The sequence below is a fragment of the Actinoplanes solisilvae genome, assembly GCF_003999975.1.
Lineage (GTDB): Bacteria > Actinomycetota > Actinomycetes > Mycobacteriales > Micromonosporaceae > Actinoplanes > Actinoplanes solisilvae.
Window position 1 is genome coordinate 21,336 of the sequence record NZ_RJAC01000021.1, and the last position, 15,965, is coordinate 37,300.

A 15,965-nucleotide genomic window follows, 5' to 3' on the forward strand; every position below is an offset into this window, starting at 1 on the left:
TTGTTCCTTCCGGTAATCGGCTGCGGTTACTGCCTCAGTCCACGTCTACCCAGTTCAGCGTCCGTTCCACGGCCTTCTTCCACTTGGCATAGCCTTCGGCCCGCTGCTCGTCGTTCCATTCGGGCTGCCAGCGCTTCGATTCGTTCCAGTTCTCGCGCAGCTCGTCGGTGTTCTTCCAGAAACCAACGGCCAGACCAGCCGCGTACGCCGCCCCGAGCGCGGTGGTCTCCGCGACCACCGGGCGACTGACCGGCACCCCGAGCACGTCCGCCTGGATCTGCATGCACAGGTTGTTGGCCGTGATGCCGCCGTCGACCTTGAGCACGTCCAGATTGACCCCGGAGTCCTGCGCCATCGCGTCGACCACGTCTTTGCTCTGGTAGCAGATCGATTCGAGCGTGGCCCGGGCGATGTGCGCGTCGGTGTTGTAGCGGGACAGCCCGACAATCGCCCCGCGCGCGTCCGAGCGCCAGTAGGGCGCGAACAGACCCGAGAACGCCGGCACGAAGTAGACGCCGCCGTTGTCCTGCACCTGCGACGCCAGCCGCTCGCTCTCGGAGGCGTCGTTGAGGATGTGCAACTGGTCGCGCAGCCACTGCACGGCCGACCCGGTCACCGCGATCGAGCCCTCCAGGGCGTAGACCGGGGCCGCGTCGCCGAACTTGAAGCACACCGTCGTGAGCAGGCCGTTCTCGGAGCGGACGAGCTCGGTGCCGGTGTTGAGCAGCATGAAGTTGCCGGTGCCGTACGTGTTCTTGGCCTCGCCGGGCGCGAAGCACACCTGCCCGACCATGGCCGCCTGCTGGTCGCCGAGGTCGCCGGTCAGCGGGATCTCCCCGCCGAACGGGTTCGGCCAGCGCACCACCCCGTACGTGTTGGGGTCGGACGACGGGCGGATCTCGGGCAGCATCGAGCGGGGGATGTTGAAGAACCCGAGGAGTTCGTCGTCCCAGTCGAGGGTTTCGAGGTTCATCAGCATCGTGCGGCTGGCGTTGGTGACGTCGGTGAGGTGGTGCCCGCCGTCCTGCCCGCCGGTCATGTTCCAGATCAGCCAGCTGTCCGTGTTGCCGAAGATCGCGTCGCCGCGCTCGGCCGCCGCGCGTACGCCGTCGACGTTGTCCAGGATCCACTGGATCTTGCCGCCGCTGAAGTACGTGGCCGGCGGGAGGCCGGCCTTGCGGCGGATGACGTCGCCGCGGCCGTCGCGGTCGAGCGCCGAGGCGATCCGGTCGGTGCGGGTGTCCTGCCAGACGATGGCGTTGTAGTAGGGCCGGCCGGTCTTGCGGTCCCACACCACCGCCGTCTCGCGCTGGTTGGTGATGCCCAGCGCGGCCAGGTCGGTCGTCTGCAGGTTGGCCTTCTGCATCGCCGTGCGGATGACCGTGCCCGCCCGGTCGAGGATCTCCACCGGGTTGTGCTCGACCCAACCGGCCTGGGGCAGGATCTGCTCGTGCTCGAGCTGGTGGCGGGCCACCTCGTTGCCGCCGTGATCGAAGATCATGAAGCGGGTGCTGGTCGTGCCCTGGTCGATGGCGCCGACAAAGTCAGCCATTGCGTGCCTCCAAATGCTCTCGGCCGTGGCCTTCGGGCAGCTCTCCCGGCTCCTGCGGTCCCGCCGAGGGCAGGAACCGTCCGACCAGCACCTGGTACAGGCCGGCGCCGACAACGCCACCGATGATGGGTGCCACGATAGGGATCCAGAAATACAGATACCCTGTCTGGTCCCGCCATGCTCCGCCGTACCCGGTGAGGAAGCTGGCGAGTCGCGGCCCGAAGTCGCGGGCCGGGTTGATGGCGTATCCGGCGTTCGTGCCCCACGCCATGCCGATCGCCACGACGATCAGGCCGATGATCCACGGGGCCAGGTTGGCGCCCGGGGGAGTGCCCAGCACGTCGGTGACGGCCAGGATCAGGAACAGCAGGATCGCCGTGCCGATGATCTGGTCGCGGAAGGCGCCCCACTCGCCGACCGGCAAAGTCCCGTTGCCGGGCAGCGTGGAGAAGACGCCCTGGGTCTTGATCGTCAGGCCCGGGTCGGCCGCGTGCAGCACCTCGGTGTAGTTCCACCGCACGAGGAGCGCGGCCACGAAGGCGCCGAGGGTCTGCGCGAGGGCGTACGGGAGGACCTTGCGCCACTCGAAGCCTTTGAAGACCGCGAGCGCGACGGTGACGGCGGGGTTGAGGTGCGCCCCGCTGACGCGCCCGGCTACGTAGATGCCGAGCACCACGCCGAGGCCCCAGGCCCAGGCGATGCTGTCGTGATCACCGATGCCGGCCGCGGCCACCTGGGCCACCACGCCGACACCGAAGAGAATGAGAATCATGGTCCCGGCGAACTCAGCGGCCAGTTCGCCGACTATGCCTCCCGGGACTTTCCGAGGTGGTGCCATGTGCCCTCCTACCGTGTTACCACTGGGGCTGCCATTGCCCCGGACGCTAGGTATCGAGTCGAGCACGGACAATGAACGCCATTCGACAATGTCGAACGTCGGAAAGCTGGACGTGGCGGCTCGGCGACATAGAGTCGAAACGTGCCGGGAACAGTGCAGTCCATCGAGCGCGCCGCAGCGGTGTTGCGGCTGCTCGCGGGCGGTTCCGGGCGGCTCTCCCTGGCCGAGATCAGCCGTTCGCTCGATTTGGCCAAACCGACGACCCACGGCATCCTCCAGACGTTGCGCAAGGTCGGCTTCGTCGAGCAGGACAGGGTCAGCGGCCACTACCAGCTCGGCGCGGCCATGCTGCGGCTCGGCACCGGCTTTCTCGACGTCAACGAGCTGCGCTCCCGCTCGATCAACTGGGCCGACCCGCTCGCCGCGCGCAGCGGTGAGGCCGTACGCATCGGGACCGTGCTCGACGGCCAGGTGCTCGTCGTCCACCACGTCTTCCGGCCCGACGACACCTTCCAGACGCTCGACGTGGGCAGTCTCCTGCCGATCCACGCGACCGCCCTCGGCAAGGCCCTGCTGGCCTACCGTGCCGACGGCGCCGCCGCTCCCGCCGCACTTGACCGGTTCACCAGCCGTACGGCCGGCACCCAGCGTGAGCTGACCGAGGCCCTGCGGGCGGTACGCGAGGCCGGCTGGAGCGCCGAGGTCGAGGAGTTGCACCGCGGCGAGGCGTCGATCGCCGCGCCGATCCGGGCCTACGGCGGGCTCGTCGTCGGCGCGATCGGCATCTCGGGCCACGTCGAACGCATCTGCGACAGCCACTACCGCCCGCGGCCCGCGCTGGTGGCCAATGTGAGGGACGCCGCCCGCGCGGTCTCCCGTGATCTTGGAGCGACATTCCGAGGAGGGGCCCCATGACCGAGCGCTACGTCGTCGCCATCGACCAGGGCACCACCTCGACCCGGTGCATCGTCATCGACCGGCGGGGCCAGCTCGTCTCGCTCGCCCAGCAGGAGCACAAGCAGCACTTCCCGAAGCCGGGCTGGGTCGAGCACGACGCCGCCGAGATCTGGCGCAACGTCGAACGGCTCGGCCCCGAGGCGCTGCGCCGGGCGGGCGCCACCATCGACCAGGTCGCCGCCATCGGCATCGCCAACCAGCGCGAGACCACGATCCTGTGGGACAAGAAGACCGGCCAGCCGATCGGGCACGCCGTCGTCTGGCAGGACACCCGCACCGACACGATGGTCGGCCGGCTCGACCACCTTCCGGGCGCTGAGGGCGTACGCCACCGGTCCGGTCTTCCCCTGGCCACGTACTTCTCGGGGCCGCGAGTGCGGTGGATGCTCGACCACACACCCGGCTTGCTCGAGCGGGCCGAGCGCGGCGAGGTGCTGTTCGGCACGATGGAGACCTGGCTGATCTGGAAGCTGACCGGCGGGCTGCACGTCACCGACGTGACCAACGCGAGCCGCACGCTGCTGCTCGACATCCACACGCTCGACTGGTCGCCGGCGTCGCTCGAGTTCTTCGGCATCCCGCGCGCGATGCTGCCCGAGGTGCGCCCGTCGATCGGCGTGTTCGGCACGGCCACCGCGGCGTTCCCCGGGGTGCGCATCGGTGCGGCACTCGGCGATCAGCAGGCGGCCCTGTTCGGCCAGACCTGTTTCGCGCCGGGTGAGGCCAAATGTACGTACGGGACGGGCAGTTTCCTGCTGCTCAACACCGGTTCGGAACTGGTGCGCTCGACCCACGGCCTGCTCAGCACCGTCGCCTATCAGATCAAGGGCGAACCGGCCGCGTACGCCCTGGAAGGCTCGATCGCGATCACGGGTTCGCTGGTGCAGTGGTTCCGTGACCAGCTCGAACTCATCGCCAGCGCGCCGGAGATCGAGACGCTGGCGCGCACTGTCAGCGACAACGGCGGGTGCTACATCGTGCCGGCGTTCAGCGGCCTCTACGCCCCGCACTGGCGCAGCGAAGCCCGCGGGGTGATCGTCGGGCTCACCTCGTACATCACCAAGGGTCACCTCGCCCGAGCCGTGCTGGAGGCCAGCGCGTGGCAGACGCGCGAGGTGGTCGACGCGATGAACGCCGATTCGGGGCTGGCGCTCAAGACGCTGCGCGTGGACGGCGGGATGACGGCCGACAATCTGCTCATGCAGTACATCGCCGACGTTCTCGATGTGCCGGTGGTGCGGCCGCTCGCTGCTGAGACCGTGTCGCTCGGGGCGGCGTACGGCGCTGGGCTGGCTGTCGGCTATTGGCCCGATCTGGAGGGTTTGCGGCAGAACTGGCACCGGGCGGCGCAGTGGATGCCCACGATGGACGCCGAGCGCCGCGACAGCGAGTACGCGAACTGGAAGCGGGCGGTGTCACGCACGTTCGACTGGATCCAGGGCTGACCTGTTTTTCGTAAGCGCCGACCTGAGCGGGGCCAGATAGGCGGCCGTCTTCTTCGCGTGGGGAAGGAAGCCGGCCAGGGCGTCGTGGTCGCCGGCCGCGCGCAACGCCTCGACCAGGGCGAGGGCCTCGTGCGGGATCTCCTCGGGGCCGGGGCGGCGGCCCAGCGCGACGACCCGCTCGGCCAGGGCACGTCCGGTTGTGACGTCGCCGGTGACGACGGCCAGACGGGCGCGCACGACCTCGGCCATCCCCGGATAGTTCAGGTCGACGCTCACAGTGGCGGCGACCTCGCGGGCGCGGGCGATATCGCCGCGGCGGGCCAGCGCGAGGGCTCCGGTCAACGGACCGCTGCGGATGTACGGGCAGGCCATGCCGACGATCGGGCCCTGGCGCAGGCTCAGGTGCTCGTCGAGGAACGGGTCGACCTCGTCCCAGCGGCCCAGCTCCTCCAGGCAGACCAGCACCGCCGCGGTGCCGTGCAGGCGGTCGTGCGGGGAAAGATCACGAGCCCAGTCGTACGATCGATGGGCGTGCTCCAGGGCCAGCTCGTAATCGCCGCGGACACCACCGACGACCAGGCAGGCGATGGCGTGCCCGAGCGCGCGGTCCCGGTTGCGGCCCTCCTGCTCGACCAGGGCCACCTCGTCGAGCACGGTCGTGACGGCGTCGTCGTAGCGCTCCTGCAGGAACCGGACCGCGGTCAGGCCGAGCAGCGCCTGCGCGCGCAACATGGGCGAACCCAGCCGGTCGGCCAGCGCGCAGGCCTCGTCGGCGGCCGCCTGCCGGCCGGTCACCGGGACGGGGTCGTCACGGCCGGTCCACGCCCAGCGGCCCCCGCACAGCGCGCGCAGCGCCAGCAGCTGGGTCTTCGTGGGCGGGTCGGCGACCGCGGCCAGGCCCTCGTCGATCACGCGGTCGCCGAGAGCGGGATCGGCCGGCGCGCGGAAACCACCCCAGCGGGCCACGACCATCTGCGCGGTCTTCAGGCAGAGACCGGCCCGCCGATCGCCGTGCTCGGGGGCGTTGCGCAGCGCCGTGATCGCCTCGCGCCACGCCTGGACGGCCTCGTCACCGGCGTACGCGGTCTCGTGGTCGTCGCCGATCGCCTCGAGCGCGCCGGCCCGCTCGGCCGGGGTCGCGGCATGCCGTACGGCGGCCCGGTGCAGGTCGAGAGCGCGCGGGACGGCCCAGCGGCGGCGGGCGGCGATGCCGGCGGTGATCAGCGAACGAAAGGCCTTGCCGCGTGTCCACTCGTCGGCGTCAGGGCCGTCGGCGGCGGCTGAGTAGTGCACGGCGACGAGTTCGATCACCTCGTCGATGCGTTCGCGGGAGACCTCCTCGAGCCAGGCTGCGACCTCGGCGTGCCCGGCCGCGCGCTGGGCCGCGGGCAGACTCGCGTACGCCACGTCGCGCAGCAGGGCGTGCTGGAAGGCGTACTCGTCGTCCCGGGCATGAATGAGGCTTTTGTCCTCTAGGGCGGCCAGGATCGTCGGCAAGTTGTCGCCGAGGCGAGCACGCAGCGGCGGGGTCCAGAAGACGCGGCCCATCACGGACGCGGCCTGCAGCAGGCGCTTCTCGTCGGCGGGCAGGGCGTCGACGCGGGCGGCCAGCAGGGCGTGCAGCGTGTCGGGCAGGGAGTCGTCGTCCTTCGCGTGGGCGGCGAGCTGGGCCAGGAAGTACGGGTTGCCCTCGGCCCGAGCCAGGATCTCGTCGCGGCGGCTCGGCGGATGAGGGAGAGCGGCCAGGAGCGTACGGCTGTCGTCGGGCGGGAGCTCGCGCAGCGACACCATGCTGACGTCGGGGCGCCCGGGCTGCGACTCGAGGAACTCGGGCCGAGCCGTGGTGAGGACGACGATCGGGCCGTGGGCGCGCGTCACCAGGCGCGACAGCATGCCGACCAGGGGAGCGCCGGCCCAGTGCAGATCCTCGACGACCAGCAGCAACGGGCCGCGGGTGGCGAACGCGGTGGCCAGGCGGGGCCAGGCGCGGCTCAGCTCGTCGGCGACCTCGCGCGGGTCGGCGGCGTCGAGCGGGTTGTCGGGGAGCCGTACGGCGGCGGTGGTGGCCAGGGCGAAGATCGTGGTGTCGAGCTCGGCCGGAGTCAGGCGCTGGCCCTCGAGGACCTCGCGCAGGTGGTCCCGCAGACGCTGCTGGGCGCGGGCACCGGAGTCGCCGAGCGGGATGCCGCACGCCTGACGCAGGATCTCGCCGAGCGCCCAGAACGTGATGCCGTCCCCGGCCGCGAGGCACCGGCCGACCAGCACCCGGGCGTTCTCCTGCCGCGCGACGATCTCGTGCACGAGCCGCGTCTTGCCGATCCCGGCGACGCCGGTGACCGTGATCAGGCGAGGGCGGCCGCTGGTCACGGCCTCGTCGATGAGGCTGAGGACAGCTTTGAGCTCGTCGGCCCGGCCGATCATGGGGGTTTCGCGGGCGGATTTCGTCGGCGCGGCTCGATCGATTTCGCCGTTCAGAAGCCGGTAGGCGATGACGGGCGGCGCACCCACCGAGTAGGCGTCGCTGAAGCGGAACCCCGCCGCGTCCGCGGAGCCGTTCGCCGCCGGATCCGCGGAGCCGTTTCCTGCCGGGTCGTCGGTACCGTTCGCCGCCGGGTTCGCTGGGCCGTGGCTGAGCGCCGCCCGGTTCGCTGGGCCGGGGCTGAACGCTGCCGGGCTCGAGGCGCCGGCGCGGAACTCGACCTGCTCGGCGGCCCGGCGGGTTCGGTCGGCGACCAGGACAGTGTGCGGGGCGGCGGCGGCCCGCAGGCGAGCGGCGCTGTCGAGGACGGCACCGCCGATTCGGGAGAGCTCGGCCCCGGAGGCCGGTGCGATGATCTGGCCGGTGTCGACGCTCAGCCGGATCGGGGCCGGGCAGCGACGCAGAATCTCGGAGGCGGCCCGCAGCGCGCGGACGGCATGGTCCTCGCGGGCCGTCGGGAAGCCGAAGATGCCGATCACCCCGCCGCCGAGCAGCGGCTGCACCGCGCCGCCCCAGCGAGCGACAATCTCGCCGAGCTGGTCGGTCCACCGGGCTATCTCGCGGCGCGCACTCTCCGGATCGGCGTCGGCCGCCGTGCCCCGAACGCCCCGAAGGTCCGCGTCGAGAACCGTGACGAGCTTGCGTTCCTCGTCCGGCCCATTCCCGCCCGATTCGCTCGGGCCTGTGCGGGCGGACTCTTCGGCTCTCGTGACAGCGCGCTCTTCGGCTCTCGCGGCCGCCGGAGCTCCCGCTCGCCGTGGAGCCGAGCCGTGCGCACTTCCATCCAGTTCCGCTGCCTGGCCGCCCGCCCCGGCTCGGGCCGTTTTCCCCGCCCGGACGCCCGCCGTTCCTCGCGCTTGTTCCTCCACCACCCCGCCGGTCGACAGGGTGCGGTGCAGTTGCTGGAGGTCGGCTCGGGGTTCGACGTCGAGTTCGGCGCGGAGCTGGGCGGCCAAGCGGTCGTACCAGCGGAGCGCCACGTGGCGATGGCCCCGGCCGGCTTCCAGGCGCATCAGGCGGGCGTAGGCCTCTTCGTGCAGCGGGTCCAGGGCGATCAGGCGTAGCAGGTCTCGCTCGGCCTGCTGCGGGGTGCCGCCGGAGGCCCGGGCCAGCAGCAGGGGGACCACGGCGTCGCGCAGCTCGGTGCGGCGGGGCTCGGCCCAGTCGTCGAACCTGTTCTCGGGGAGAAGGTCGCCGGTGTAGAGCGCCAGGGCCGCCTCGGTGTCGCCTTTGCGCGCGGCCTGCTCGAATGCGTCCACGTCTGTCCACAGATTGTCCGTGGCGAACAGCAGCATGCCGTCGCGCTGCCGGAGCCGGTCGGAGCCGAGCACGCGGCGGGCGTAGTGCAGCGCCTTGTTCAGGCGGCGAAGACCGACGTCGCCGGCGGCGTCCGGCCAGAGCAGGTCGACGGCCTGGTCCCGGTGCAGGCGGCGATGCAGGCACAGGATCTTGACCAGGGCGGTCGCGCCACTGCGCCGCCACTCGCCGTCGGGCACGTCGCGGCCGGCGACCTCCACGCGGAAGCCGCCGAGCAGATGAACGCGCAGTGCGTCGGCCACGCGGTGATTGTGCGCTGTTCGAGCGCGCAGTGCGGACAGCAAACGGACAGAGATGGGAAAACGGGCTGGTTACGTTCCCCGGCAACCACTGAGGAGAGGGAACTGAGATGACTACGGCTACGGCGGTCAACGAGCAGAAGCTCATGGAATTCGTCTTCAAGTCGGTCGGTGACTTCGGCGCGATGCTGAACGGGTCGCTCGCGGTGATCGGGGACAAGCTGGGCCTGTACCGGGCGATGGCCGGGGCCGGCCCGATCACGCCGGGCGAGCTGGCCGACAGCACCGGGACGGTCGAGAGATACGTGCGGGAATGGCTGTGTGCACAGGCGGCGGCCGGTTACGTCGCGTACGCCGGGGACGATCGGTTCGAACTGCCTGTGGAAAACGCGATCGCGCTCACCGACGAGAGCAGCCCGGCCTGCGTGATCGGCGGGTTCGAGCTGATGCTGGCGGCGGTGCGCTCGACCGACCGGATGGTGACGGCCTTCCGTACGGGAGCGGGGGTGGGCTGGCACGAACACCACAAGGACCTGTTCGAGGGCTGCGAGCGGTTCTTCCGGCCGGGGTATCACGCGCACCTGACCGCGGAGTGGATCCCCGCGATGGACGGCGTCGAGGAGCGGTTGCGGACGGGGATCCGGGTGGCCGACGTGGGCTGTGGCCTGGGGGCCTCGACGGTGCTGCTGGCGGGGGCGTATCCGGCGTCGACGTTCGTGGGCACGGACTACCACGACGAGTCGATCTCGTCGGCGCGCGAGCGTGCGGCCGCGGGCGGTGTCGGCAACCGGACGCGGTTCGAGGTCGGACGGGCGAAGGAGCTGTCCGGGACGTACGACCTGATCTGTCTTTTCGACAGCCTGCACGACATGGGCGACCCGGCCGGCGTGCTCGGCCACCTGCGGGAAAGCCTGGACCCGGCGGGCAGCGTGCTGCTGGTCGAGCCGTACGCGGGAAACGCGATCGCCGACAACCTGAACCCGGTCGGCGCGGTCTACTACGGCGCGTCGACGCTGCTCTGCACGCCGAACTCGCTGTCGCAGGAGGTCGGGGCGGCCCTCGGGGCGCAGGCCGGCGAGTCGCGCCTGCGCGCGGTGGCCGAGAGCGCCGGTTTCACCCGCTTCGACCGTATCGCCGAGACCCCGTTCAACATGGTCTTCCAGCTGCGCCCGTGATCCGCGGCGTCCGGTCCGGCAGCGTCGCCGGACCGGTCCGCCGGATCGGTCTCCGCTCGGCGTTGACGCAATCAGTTGGTTGCTATACATTGAGTGGCAACCAAGTGGTTGCTATTCAGGAGGCGGACATGGCATTTCCGGATCGGATCGAGCGGACAGTCGAGCTGGCGCAGGCGCCGGAGCGCGTGTGGGCGGCGTTGACCACGGCGGAGGGGCTGGGCACGTGGTTCGGCAACCGGGCCGAGGTTGACCTGCGGATCGGTGGGCAGGCGAAACTGTGCTGGGAGAGCGGCGACACGGCGACGCTGACGATCGAGCGGCTCGAACCGCCGCGGGTGTTCGCGTACACGTGGCCGATCTACGGGCTGCCCGACGGGGACCCGCGCCGCACCTATGTGGAGTTCACGCTGGAGGCCAACGGGGGCGGCACTACGCTGACCGTGGTCGAGTCGGGCTTCTCGCAGCTGCCCGACGACGACCACAAGAAGGCGTTCTCGGGCAACACCGAGGGCTGGAAGAACGAACTGGGTGAGCTGGTCGCGTATCTCGATGGAAAACTCTGACCTGGAGTCCGTGGCGCAGGAGGTCTTCGCGGCCCTGGCCGACCCGAGCCGGCGAGCGATCCTGGCCGCGCTGGCGGCCCGGGGCCCGGCCACCGCGACCGACCTCGCCGCCCGGTTACCGATCACCCGGCAGGCCATCGCCAAGCACCTCACCCTGCTGGGCGAGGCCGGCCTCGTGATCGCCGAACCCGGCGAGCGCCGCCGGGTCCGCTACCGCCTGGACTCGGGACCGATGAAGGTGGCGCAGCAGTTCCTGGGCGTGCTGGCCCGCGACTGGGACGGGCCGCTGGCCGCCCTCCGGGACCGGCTGGGATAGCCGGCCTCAGGCCGCTGTGCTTAGGCGCTCTGCTCAGGCCGCTCTGCTCAGGCCGCCGTGCGCTCAGACGCCGTGCTCAGGGGCGCCGTGCTCTGGCGGATCTGCAGGTGGGCCGGGAAGACACAGCGCCAGTGCGGGGCGATCTGACGGTTGATCAGGGCTCTCGTGGCGGCGGCGGCCATCTGCTCGACAGGCTGGTGGACCGAGGACATGGGCGGATTGGCGCACTCGGCGATGACACTGTCGTCGAAGCCGACGACCGCCACGTCACGGGGGATGCGCCGGCCGGCGTCGCCCAAAGCCTGCATCGCGCCGGTGGCCAGCAGGTCGCACCCGGCGAAGATCGCGTCGAGGTCGGGGTGCTCGGCCAGCAGGCGCTGGGTCAGCTCGTAGCCGGCCTCACGGCGGAACTTGCCGGTGGCCGAGATCTCGGGCAGGTCGAGGTCTTTGACGGCACGGCGGTAGCCCTCGCGGCGGCCCTCGGCGCACGAGTTGCCGTCGGGACCGTGCAGGGCGGCGATGCGGCGGCGACCCGTCTCGAAAAGATGGTGAACCGCCGCGTACGCCCCCTCGGGGTTCTCCAGGCCGACGAAGGGCAGGCCGGGCACGGTGGGGCCCATCGTGACGACGCGTTCGCAGCGGCGGTAGAACTCACCGGCCAGCACGGGTGGCACGTTGATCAGCAGGACACCGAGGCTGACCGAGGCGGCGATGCGGTTGAGCAGGGCGGCGGTGTTCAGCTCGTCGACCACGTGGACGCGGAGCTGGGCGTTGCTGCCGGCCAGCTCCTGCAGGATGCCGGCGGTGACGCGGCCGTAGTAGGGGCTCGTGCCGAAGACGGACGTGTCGTCGACGATGACCAGCTCGACCACGTCGCCGTGGCCGGACGCCAGGGCCCGGGCGACCGGGTCGGGGCGGTAGCCGAGGTCGGTGATGACCTGACGTACGCGTTCGCGGGTCTGGGCGGCGACTCCGGGGGCGTCGTTGATGACGCGGGAGACGGCCGCTTTGGAGACGCCGGCTTCCGCGGCGACGTCGGCGAGCGTGGGTCTCCTGTGTGACATACGCCCAGTCTATGAGGGCCGCCCGGTGGTCCCGCATCGGGATTTCCGGCCGCTATCGTGCGGACATGCCCTCAGGATGATCGCGAGGTTGCCATGACCACTGGGCGGTTGCCGTTCCTGCTGCTGTTCGTGTCGTTCCTGCTCACGTTCCTGTCGACGCGGACCATCACGCGGATGATCCGGGCGGGCCGAGGGCCGTTCCGGAACAACATCTCGGGCGGAGTGCACATCCACCACGCCGTGCCGGGGATCATTCTCACCCTGATCGGTGCGTACCTGTCGGTCGCGACGGGCGGCACACGGCCGTGGGCCGAGGTGGCGGGGGTGCTGATCGGGGTGGGGTCGTCGCTGATCCTGGACGAGTTCGCGCTGATCCTGCATTTGAAGGACGTCTATTGGTCGCCCCAGGGGCAGCTGTCCGTGCAGCTCGTCGCGTTGACGCTCAGCGTGATGGGGCTGGCCTTGCTCGGGCTGAATCCGATCACCGCGACGGACGGGCTGGGCGCCGGGCATGTGGTTGTGGTGGTGTCTGCCCTGGTGCACCTGGCGGCGGTGCTGATCTGCGTGCGCAAGGGCAAATACTCGACCGCGGTGATCGGGGTGTTTGTTCCGCCGATCTCGTGGGTCGGGGCGTTCCGGCTGGCCCGGCCGGGGTCGGTGTGGGCTCGGCACCACTACGACGCCGCCAAAGGTGTGCGGGCCAAGGACCGGGCCGACGGGTTCGACGCGCGCTTCGGCCGGTGGGGGCTGAACATCGCCGACCTGATCGCGGGGCGGCCGTCGGAGCAGGCAGTCGCTGGGCCTTCGGGGCAACTGGCCGTGAACCGGCAGGGCGAGCAGGGATAGCGCTTCGGCTTCGCCGGCTGCGGACCGGTGCGGCGAGCAGGCGTAGCGCTTCGGCGACGGTGGTGGCCATGGCGTCGCGGGCGGGGCCAGGTAGCGGCGGGGTTCGACCAGGTCGGGGTGGTCGCGCAGGGCTGCTCGGATCTCGCCGGTGAAGGCCAGGTCGAGAGCCGTGCCAATGTTGATCTTGGATATGCCCGCACGGACCGCGGCGATCAGTTCGTCCTCCGGTACGCCGGAGGAACCGTGCAGAACGAGCGGGATTCGAACAGATTCGTGCAACCGGGCGACTAGATCGTGGTCGAGTCGGGCTGTGCGGGTGTGCATGGCATGCGACGAGCCGACCGCTACGGCCAAGGCGTCGATGCGGTGGCGGCGGCGAAAGCGGAAGCCTGGGCGGGGTCGGTGCGGGCGCCGGGGGTGTGGGCGCCGTTCTTGCCGCCGATTTCGCCCAGTTCGCTCTCTATCCACAGGCCGGCGTGGTGGCAGAGCTTGGCCGCCGCGGTGGTGGCGACGATGTTCGCGGCGTAGGGGAGCCGGGACGCGTCGTACATGACCGAGCCGAACCGTTGGCGGCGGCCCGGGCCAGCAGGTCATCCGACTCGACGTGGTCAGATGCAGGGCAACGGGGACGGTGGAGTCCCGGGCGACCGCGCGCGGCGGCGGCGATCGGGGTCAGGCGGCCGTGGTGGAAACGGACGGCGTTCTCGCTGATCTGCAGGATGACGGGGCGGTTGGCCTGCTCGGCGCCGGTGACGACGGCCTCGGCGTGCTCGACGGTGATCACGTTGAAGGCGCCGGGGTCGACGGCGGCGCCGTCCGGCGTGACCGCCAGCAATCCGCCCGGTCCGAGCGAGACGACAACCGGACTGCTCGTCGCTGCACGAATCTGAGCGATCGTGGCGTCGGTGAGCAGGTTGTGGACGCTGGTTGTCGTATCGCTCAGTAGTTCGCTCAGCCTGTGGACGCTCGTTGTGTCGCCGAGCAGTTCGACCAGTTCGGTGGTGTTGGGCTTGGCGAGGGCGGGGCGAGCAGCCAGTGCCGACCGGCCTGACCGTGATCCTGTCCGAACCGCACGACCGCGCGATGCTCACCCTGCCCGGAACGATCTCGGCCCTGCGCCCCGGCGATGTGAGCGACGAACTGCTCGTTCGTGCGCGTCATGTGCATGTGGCGTCGCTTTACCTGCAGCCGGGGCTGGCCGCGGGACTGAGCGAAGTGTTCGAACGCGCACATCGCGTCGGCCTGACCACATCACTCGACACGAACTGGGATCCCTCCGGTAAGTGGGAGTCGCTCAGCGGGATCCTCGAGCACACCGACGTGTTCCTGCCGAACGCCGCCGAACTGCTCGCCGTGACCGGTGCGTCCAGTCCGGAGGAAGCTGCCGCGAAGTTGCCCGGCACGACGGTCGTGATGAAGGACGGCGCTCGGGGCGCTCAAGCGTGGTGGCCCGAAGGCTCGTGCGCGGCCCCGGGCGTAGAGGTCGACGTGGTCGACACGACCGGGGCGGGCGACAGCTTCAACGCCGGTTTTCTCGCGGCCCGTCTGAGCGGACACGACCTGCCGTCCGCGCTGCGCTGGGCTGTCACCGCCGGTTCGCTGAGCACCCGGGCCGCCGGCGGAACGGCCGCGCAGGCAACGCGAGCGGACCTGCCCGCTTAGATCGCCGGCGGAGTTGGGTGCGGCGTCAGCGGGATCTGGCGCGGCGCCAGGCCAACGCGAGCACCGCGCAGCCCAGCAGGGCCTCGGCGATGTAGATGGCGGGGGTCAGGTGCCAGTGGATGACCTCGCGCCAGCCGGGGACTATGCGAGCGGCGTAGATGACGAGCGGCTCGAAGATCAGGAGCAGGCCGGTCACGGCGGTCACGGCCAGGGGGACGTCGGGGGCGCGGCGCTGGAGGAAGGCCCCGAAGGCACCCAGGACCGGGCCGCTCAGCAAACCCGAGAACAGCCATGTGCGGTTGTCGCGGAGGACGTGTTCGAGGTGTCCGCCGTCGGCGGTCACAGCGACGATCACGTAGAAGCCGAGCAGCGCGGTGACGGTGGCGGCCACGCCGAGCAGCGCGCCACGCAGGAGTGAGCGAGTGTGCAGTCCGGCCGCGAGCGCGACGAGCAGCCACGGGGTGCTCAGGTTGCCGATCGTGTCGCGGATGCCGTCGTGGTCGCCTTTGATCAGGGCCGCGACCATGCCGAAGATCAGAGCTGAGACGAGTACGGCCACGAGCCGCCGGAGTCTCGTCATCGGAGTCGGTCGAGCAGGGCCGCGACCCGCGGGTCAGCGGCGGCGGACGGCTGGTGCACCACGTGGTAAGTGACCGACGGCAGGTCGGTGACGGGCTTGGCCACGAGCCCGGACGGCGCGGGCACGCAGCCGTTGACGATGGCGACGCCCACGCCCAGCGCGACGAAATGGGTGATGAGGGGCCAGCCTTCGGCCTCGACGGCGACCGTCCAGCCGGTTCGGGCTGAGCGAAGTGAGCGTTCGAGCAACAACCGTTGGGGACGGTGCTGCGGCGGGACGACCATTCGCTCACCGGCCAGGTCACGCAACTCCACCGAGCGGCGGCGGGCCAGCCGATGGCCGACCGGAACGAGCAGCGCCTGTGGAAAAGTGGCGAGCTCGGTGACGGTCAGGTCGTCGGGGAGGACGTCGAGCACACTCACTCCCACGTGGGCCTGTCCGCTGCGAACGGCGGTGAGCATCTGCCGATGGTCGCAGTTGATCAGGCGCAGGCGGGCCGGTTCCTCGGCCAGCATCGTGCGGATGGCGTCGCCGAGCAGATAGAGGTAGGCGCCCTGGCCGGCCGCGAGCACGATCGGACGGGTGGACTCGGCGCCGGCGAACTCGGCGAGAAACTGCGCGAGCCGCTCATCGTGCGAACGCGCGAAACGCGCAACCGCTTCACCGTCGGCGGTGAGCACGAGACGGCGGCCGTCGCGGTGATAGAGCGGCCGTCCCAGCGACTCGGCCAGCTTGCGCACCTTGACGTGCAGCGCGGGCTGCGAGATGCGCAGTTCGGCGGCGGCCTTGGTGAAGTTGAGGTGATCGGCGAAAACCGCGAACGACGCGAGCGATTCGGCCGAGACGCCGCCCGCGGTCACCGGGCCGGCCGCAACGCCAGAGCCGAGTCGCCGGCCCCGGGCTTATACGCACGCATAGCCGCGAACTATAGC

General features: G+C 70.8%; 13 protein-coding genes and 1 pseudogene. 7 read left to right on the top strand and 7 right to left on the bottom strand.

The window, feature by feature from the left end; translation table 11 throughout:
- Positions 1-34: 34 nt before the first annotated feature.
- A complete protein-coding gene (gene glpK, locus EER30_RS36070) occupies positions 35-1,552 on the bottom strand; it encodes a glycerol kinase GlpK (RefSeq protein ID WP_127505457.1) in 1,518 nt (505 codons plus the stop codon).
- Positions 1,545-2,390, bottom strand: a complete 846-nt coding sequence (locus EER30_RS36075) for an MIP/aquaporin family protein (protein ID WP_127505459.1) — start codon at positions 2,388-2,390, stop codon at positions 1,545-1,547. The genes glpK (EER30_RS36070) and EER30_RS36075 overlap by 8 nt, the downstream gene beginning before the upstream one ends.
- Positions 2,391-2,531: 141 nt before the next feature.
- On the opposite strand from EER30_RS36075, the gene EER30_RS36080 reads away from it, so the two are divergent.
- On the top strand, positions 2,532-3,305 hold the full coding sequence (locus EER30_RS36080; RefSeq protein ID WP_127505461.1) for an IclR family transcriptional regulator: 774 nt from the start codon (positions 2,532-2,534) through the stop codon (positions 3,303-3,305).
- Positions 3,302-4,792, top strand: a complete 1,491-nt coding sequence (gene glpK, locus EER30_RS36085; protein ID WP_127505462.1) for a glycerol kinase GlpK — start codon at positions 3,302-3,304, stop codon at positions 4,790-4,792. The genes EER30_RS36080 and glpK (EER30_RS36085) overlap by 4 nt, the downstream gene beginning before the upstream one ends.
- Here glpK (EER30_RS36085) and EER30_RS36090 read toward each other — a convergent pair.
- Positions 4,763-8,830, bottom strand: a complete 4,068-nt coding sequence (locus EER30_RS36090; RefSeq protein ID WP_127505464.1) for an ATP-binding protein — start codon at positions 8,828-8,830, stop codon at positions 4,763-4,765. The genes glpK (EER30_RS36085) and EER30_RS36090 overlap by 30 nt on opposite strands.
- A gap of 107 nt (positions 8,831-8,937) precedes the next feature.
- Here EER30_RS36090 and EER30_RS36095 point away from each other — a divergent pair, with 107 nt between their 5' ends.
- The 3 genes from EER30_RS36095 (at position 8,938) to EER30_RS36105 (ending at position 10,881) form a co-directional block, all read left to right on the top strand.
- Positions 8,938-10,002, top strand: coding sequence for a class I SAM-dependent methyltransferase (locus EER30_RS36095; protein WP_127505466.1), 1,065 nt, complete (start codon positions 8,938-8,940; stop codon positions 10,000-10,002).
- Between the two features lie 128 nt (positions 10,003-10,130).
- On the top strand, positions 10,131-10,565 hold the full coding sequence (locus EER30_RS36100) for an SRPBCC family protein (protein WP_127505468.1): 435 nt from the start codon (positions 10,131-10,133) through the stop codon (positions 10,563-10,565).
- A complete protein-coding gene (locus EER30_RS36105) occupies positions 10,552-10,881 on the top strand; it encodes an ArsR/SmtB family transcription factor (protein WP_127505470.1) in 330 nt (109 codons plus the stop codon). Before EER30_RS36100 ends, EER30_RS36105 begins: the two co-directional genes overlap by 14 nt.
- Positions 10,882-10,928: 47 nt before the next feature.
- Here the strand turns inward: EER30_RS36105 and EER30_RS36110 are convergent, their stop codons facing one another.
- On the bottom strand, positions 10,929-11,945 hold the full coding sequence (locus tag EER30_RS36110; protein ID WP_127505472.1) for a LacI family DNA-binding transcriptional regulator: 1,017 nt from the start codon (positions 11,943-11,945) through the stop codon (positions 10,929-10,931).
- Between the two features lie 93 nt (positions 11,946-12,038).
- On the opposite strand from EER30_RS36110, the gene EER30_RS49025 reads away from it, so the two are divergent.
- Positions 12,039-12,791, top strand: coding sequence for a hypothetical protein (locus EER30_RS49025; RefSeq protein WP_127505473.1), 753 nt, complete (start codon positions 12,039-12,041; stop codon positions 12,789-12,791).
- 141 nt (positions 12,792-12,932) lie between these two features.
- Here the strand turns inward: EER30_RS49025 and EER30_RS50080 are convergent.
- Positions 12,933-13,575, bottom strand: a pseudogene (locus tag EER30_RS50080) (class II fructose-bisphosphate aldolase); the annotation flags it as partial.
- Between the two features lie 251 nt (positions 13,576-13,826).
- Between EER30_RS50080 and EER30_RS36125 the strand changes: the two are divergent.
- Complete coding sequence (locus tag EER30_RS36125; RefSeq protein WP_240670511.1) at positions 13,827-14,453, top strand: carbohydrate kinase family protein; 627 nt, start codon at positions 13,827-13,829, stop codon at positions 14,451-14,453.
- A gap of 25 nt (positions 14,454-14,478) precedes the next feature.
- Here EER30_RS36125 and EER30_RS36130 read toward each other — a convergent pair whose 3' ends face one another.
- Positions 14,479-15,033 carry a DUF6518 family protein gene (locus EER30_RS36130; RefSeq protein WP_127505476.1) on the bottom strand — a complete coding sequence of 185 codons (555 nt, stop codon included), beginning with the start codon at positions 15,031-15,033 and terminating at the stop codon, positions 14,479-14,481.
- Positions 15,030-15,893, bottom strand: a complete 864-nt coding sequence (locus EER30_RS36135; RefSeq protein ID WP_127505478.1) for a LysR family transcriptional regulator — start codon at positions 15,891-15,893, stop codon at positions 15,030-15,032. The genes EER30_RS36130 and EER30_RS36135 overlap by 4 nt, the downstream gene beginning before the upstream one ends.
- Positions 15,894-15,965: the final 72 nt, after the last annotated feature.

Coding starts and splice junctions, on each gene's coding strand:
- glpK (WP_127505457.1), bottom strand. CDS start 1,552: ATGGCTGACTTTGTCGGCGCCATCGACCAGGGCACGACCAGCACCCGC.
- EER30_RS36075 (WP_127505459.1), bottom strand. CDS start 2,390: ATGGCACCACCTCGGAAAGTCCCGGGAGGCATAGTCGGCGAACTGGCC.
- glpK (WP_127505462.1), top strand. CDS start 3,302: ATGACCGAGCGCTACGTCGTCGCCATCGACCAGGGCACCACCTCGACC.
- EER30_RS36095 (WP_127505466.1), top strand. CDS start 8,938: ATGACTACGGCTACGGCGGTCAACGAGCAGAAGCTCATGGAATTCGTC.
- EER30_RS36100 (WP_127505468.1), top strand. CDS start 10,131: ATGGCATTTCCGGATCGGATCGAGCGGACAGTCGAGCTGGCGCAGGCG.
- EER30_RS36105 (WP_127505470.1), top strand. CDS start 10,552: ATGGAAAACTCTGACCTGGAGTCCGTGGCGCAGGAGGTCTTCGCGGCC.
- EER30_RS36110 (WP_127505472.1), bottom strand. CDS start 11,945: ATGTCACACAGGAGACCCACGCTCGCCGACGTCGCCGCGGAAGCCGGC.
- EER30_RS49025 (WP_127505473.1), top strand. CDS start 12,039: ATGACCACTGGGCGGTTGCCGTTCCTGCTGCTGTTCGTGTCGTTCCTG.
- EER30_RS36130 (WP_127505476.1), bottom strand. CDS start 15,033: ATGACGAGACTCCGGCGGCTCGTGGCCGTACTCGTCTCAGCTCTGATC.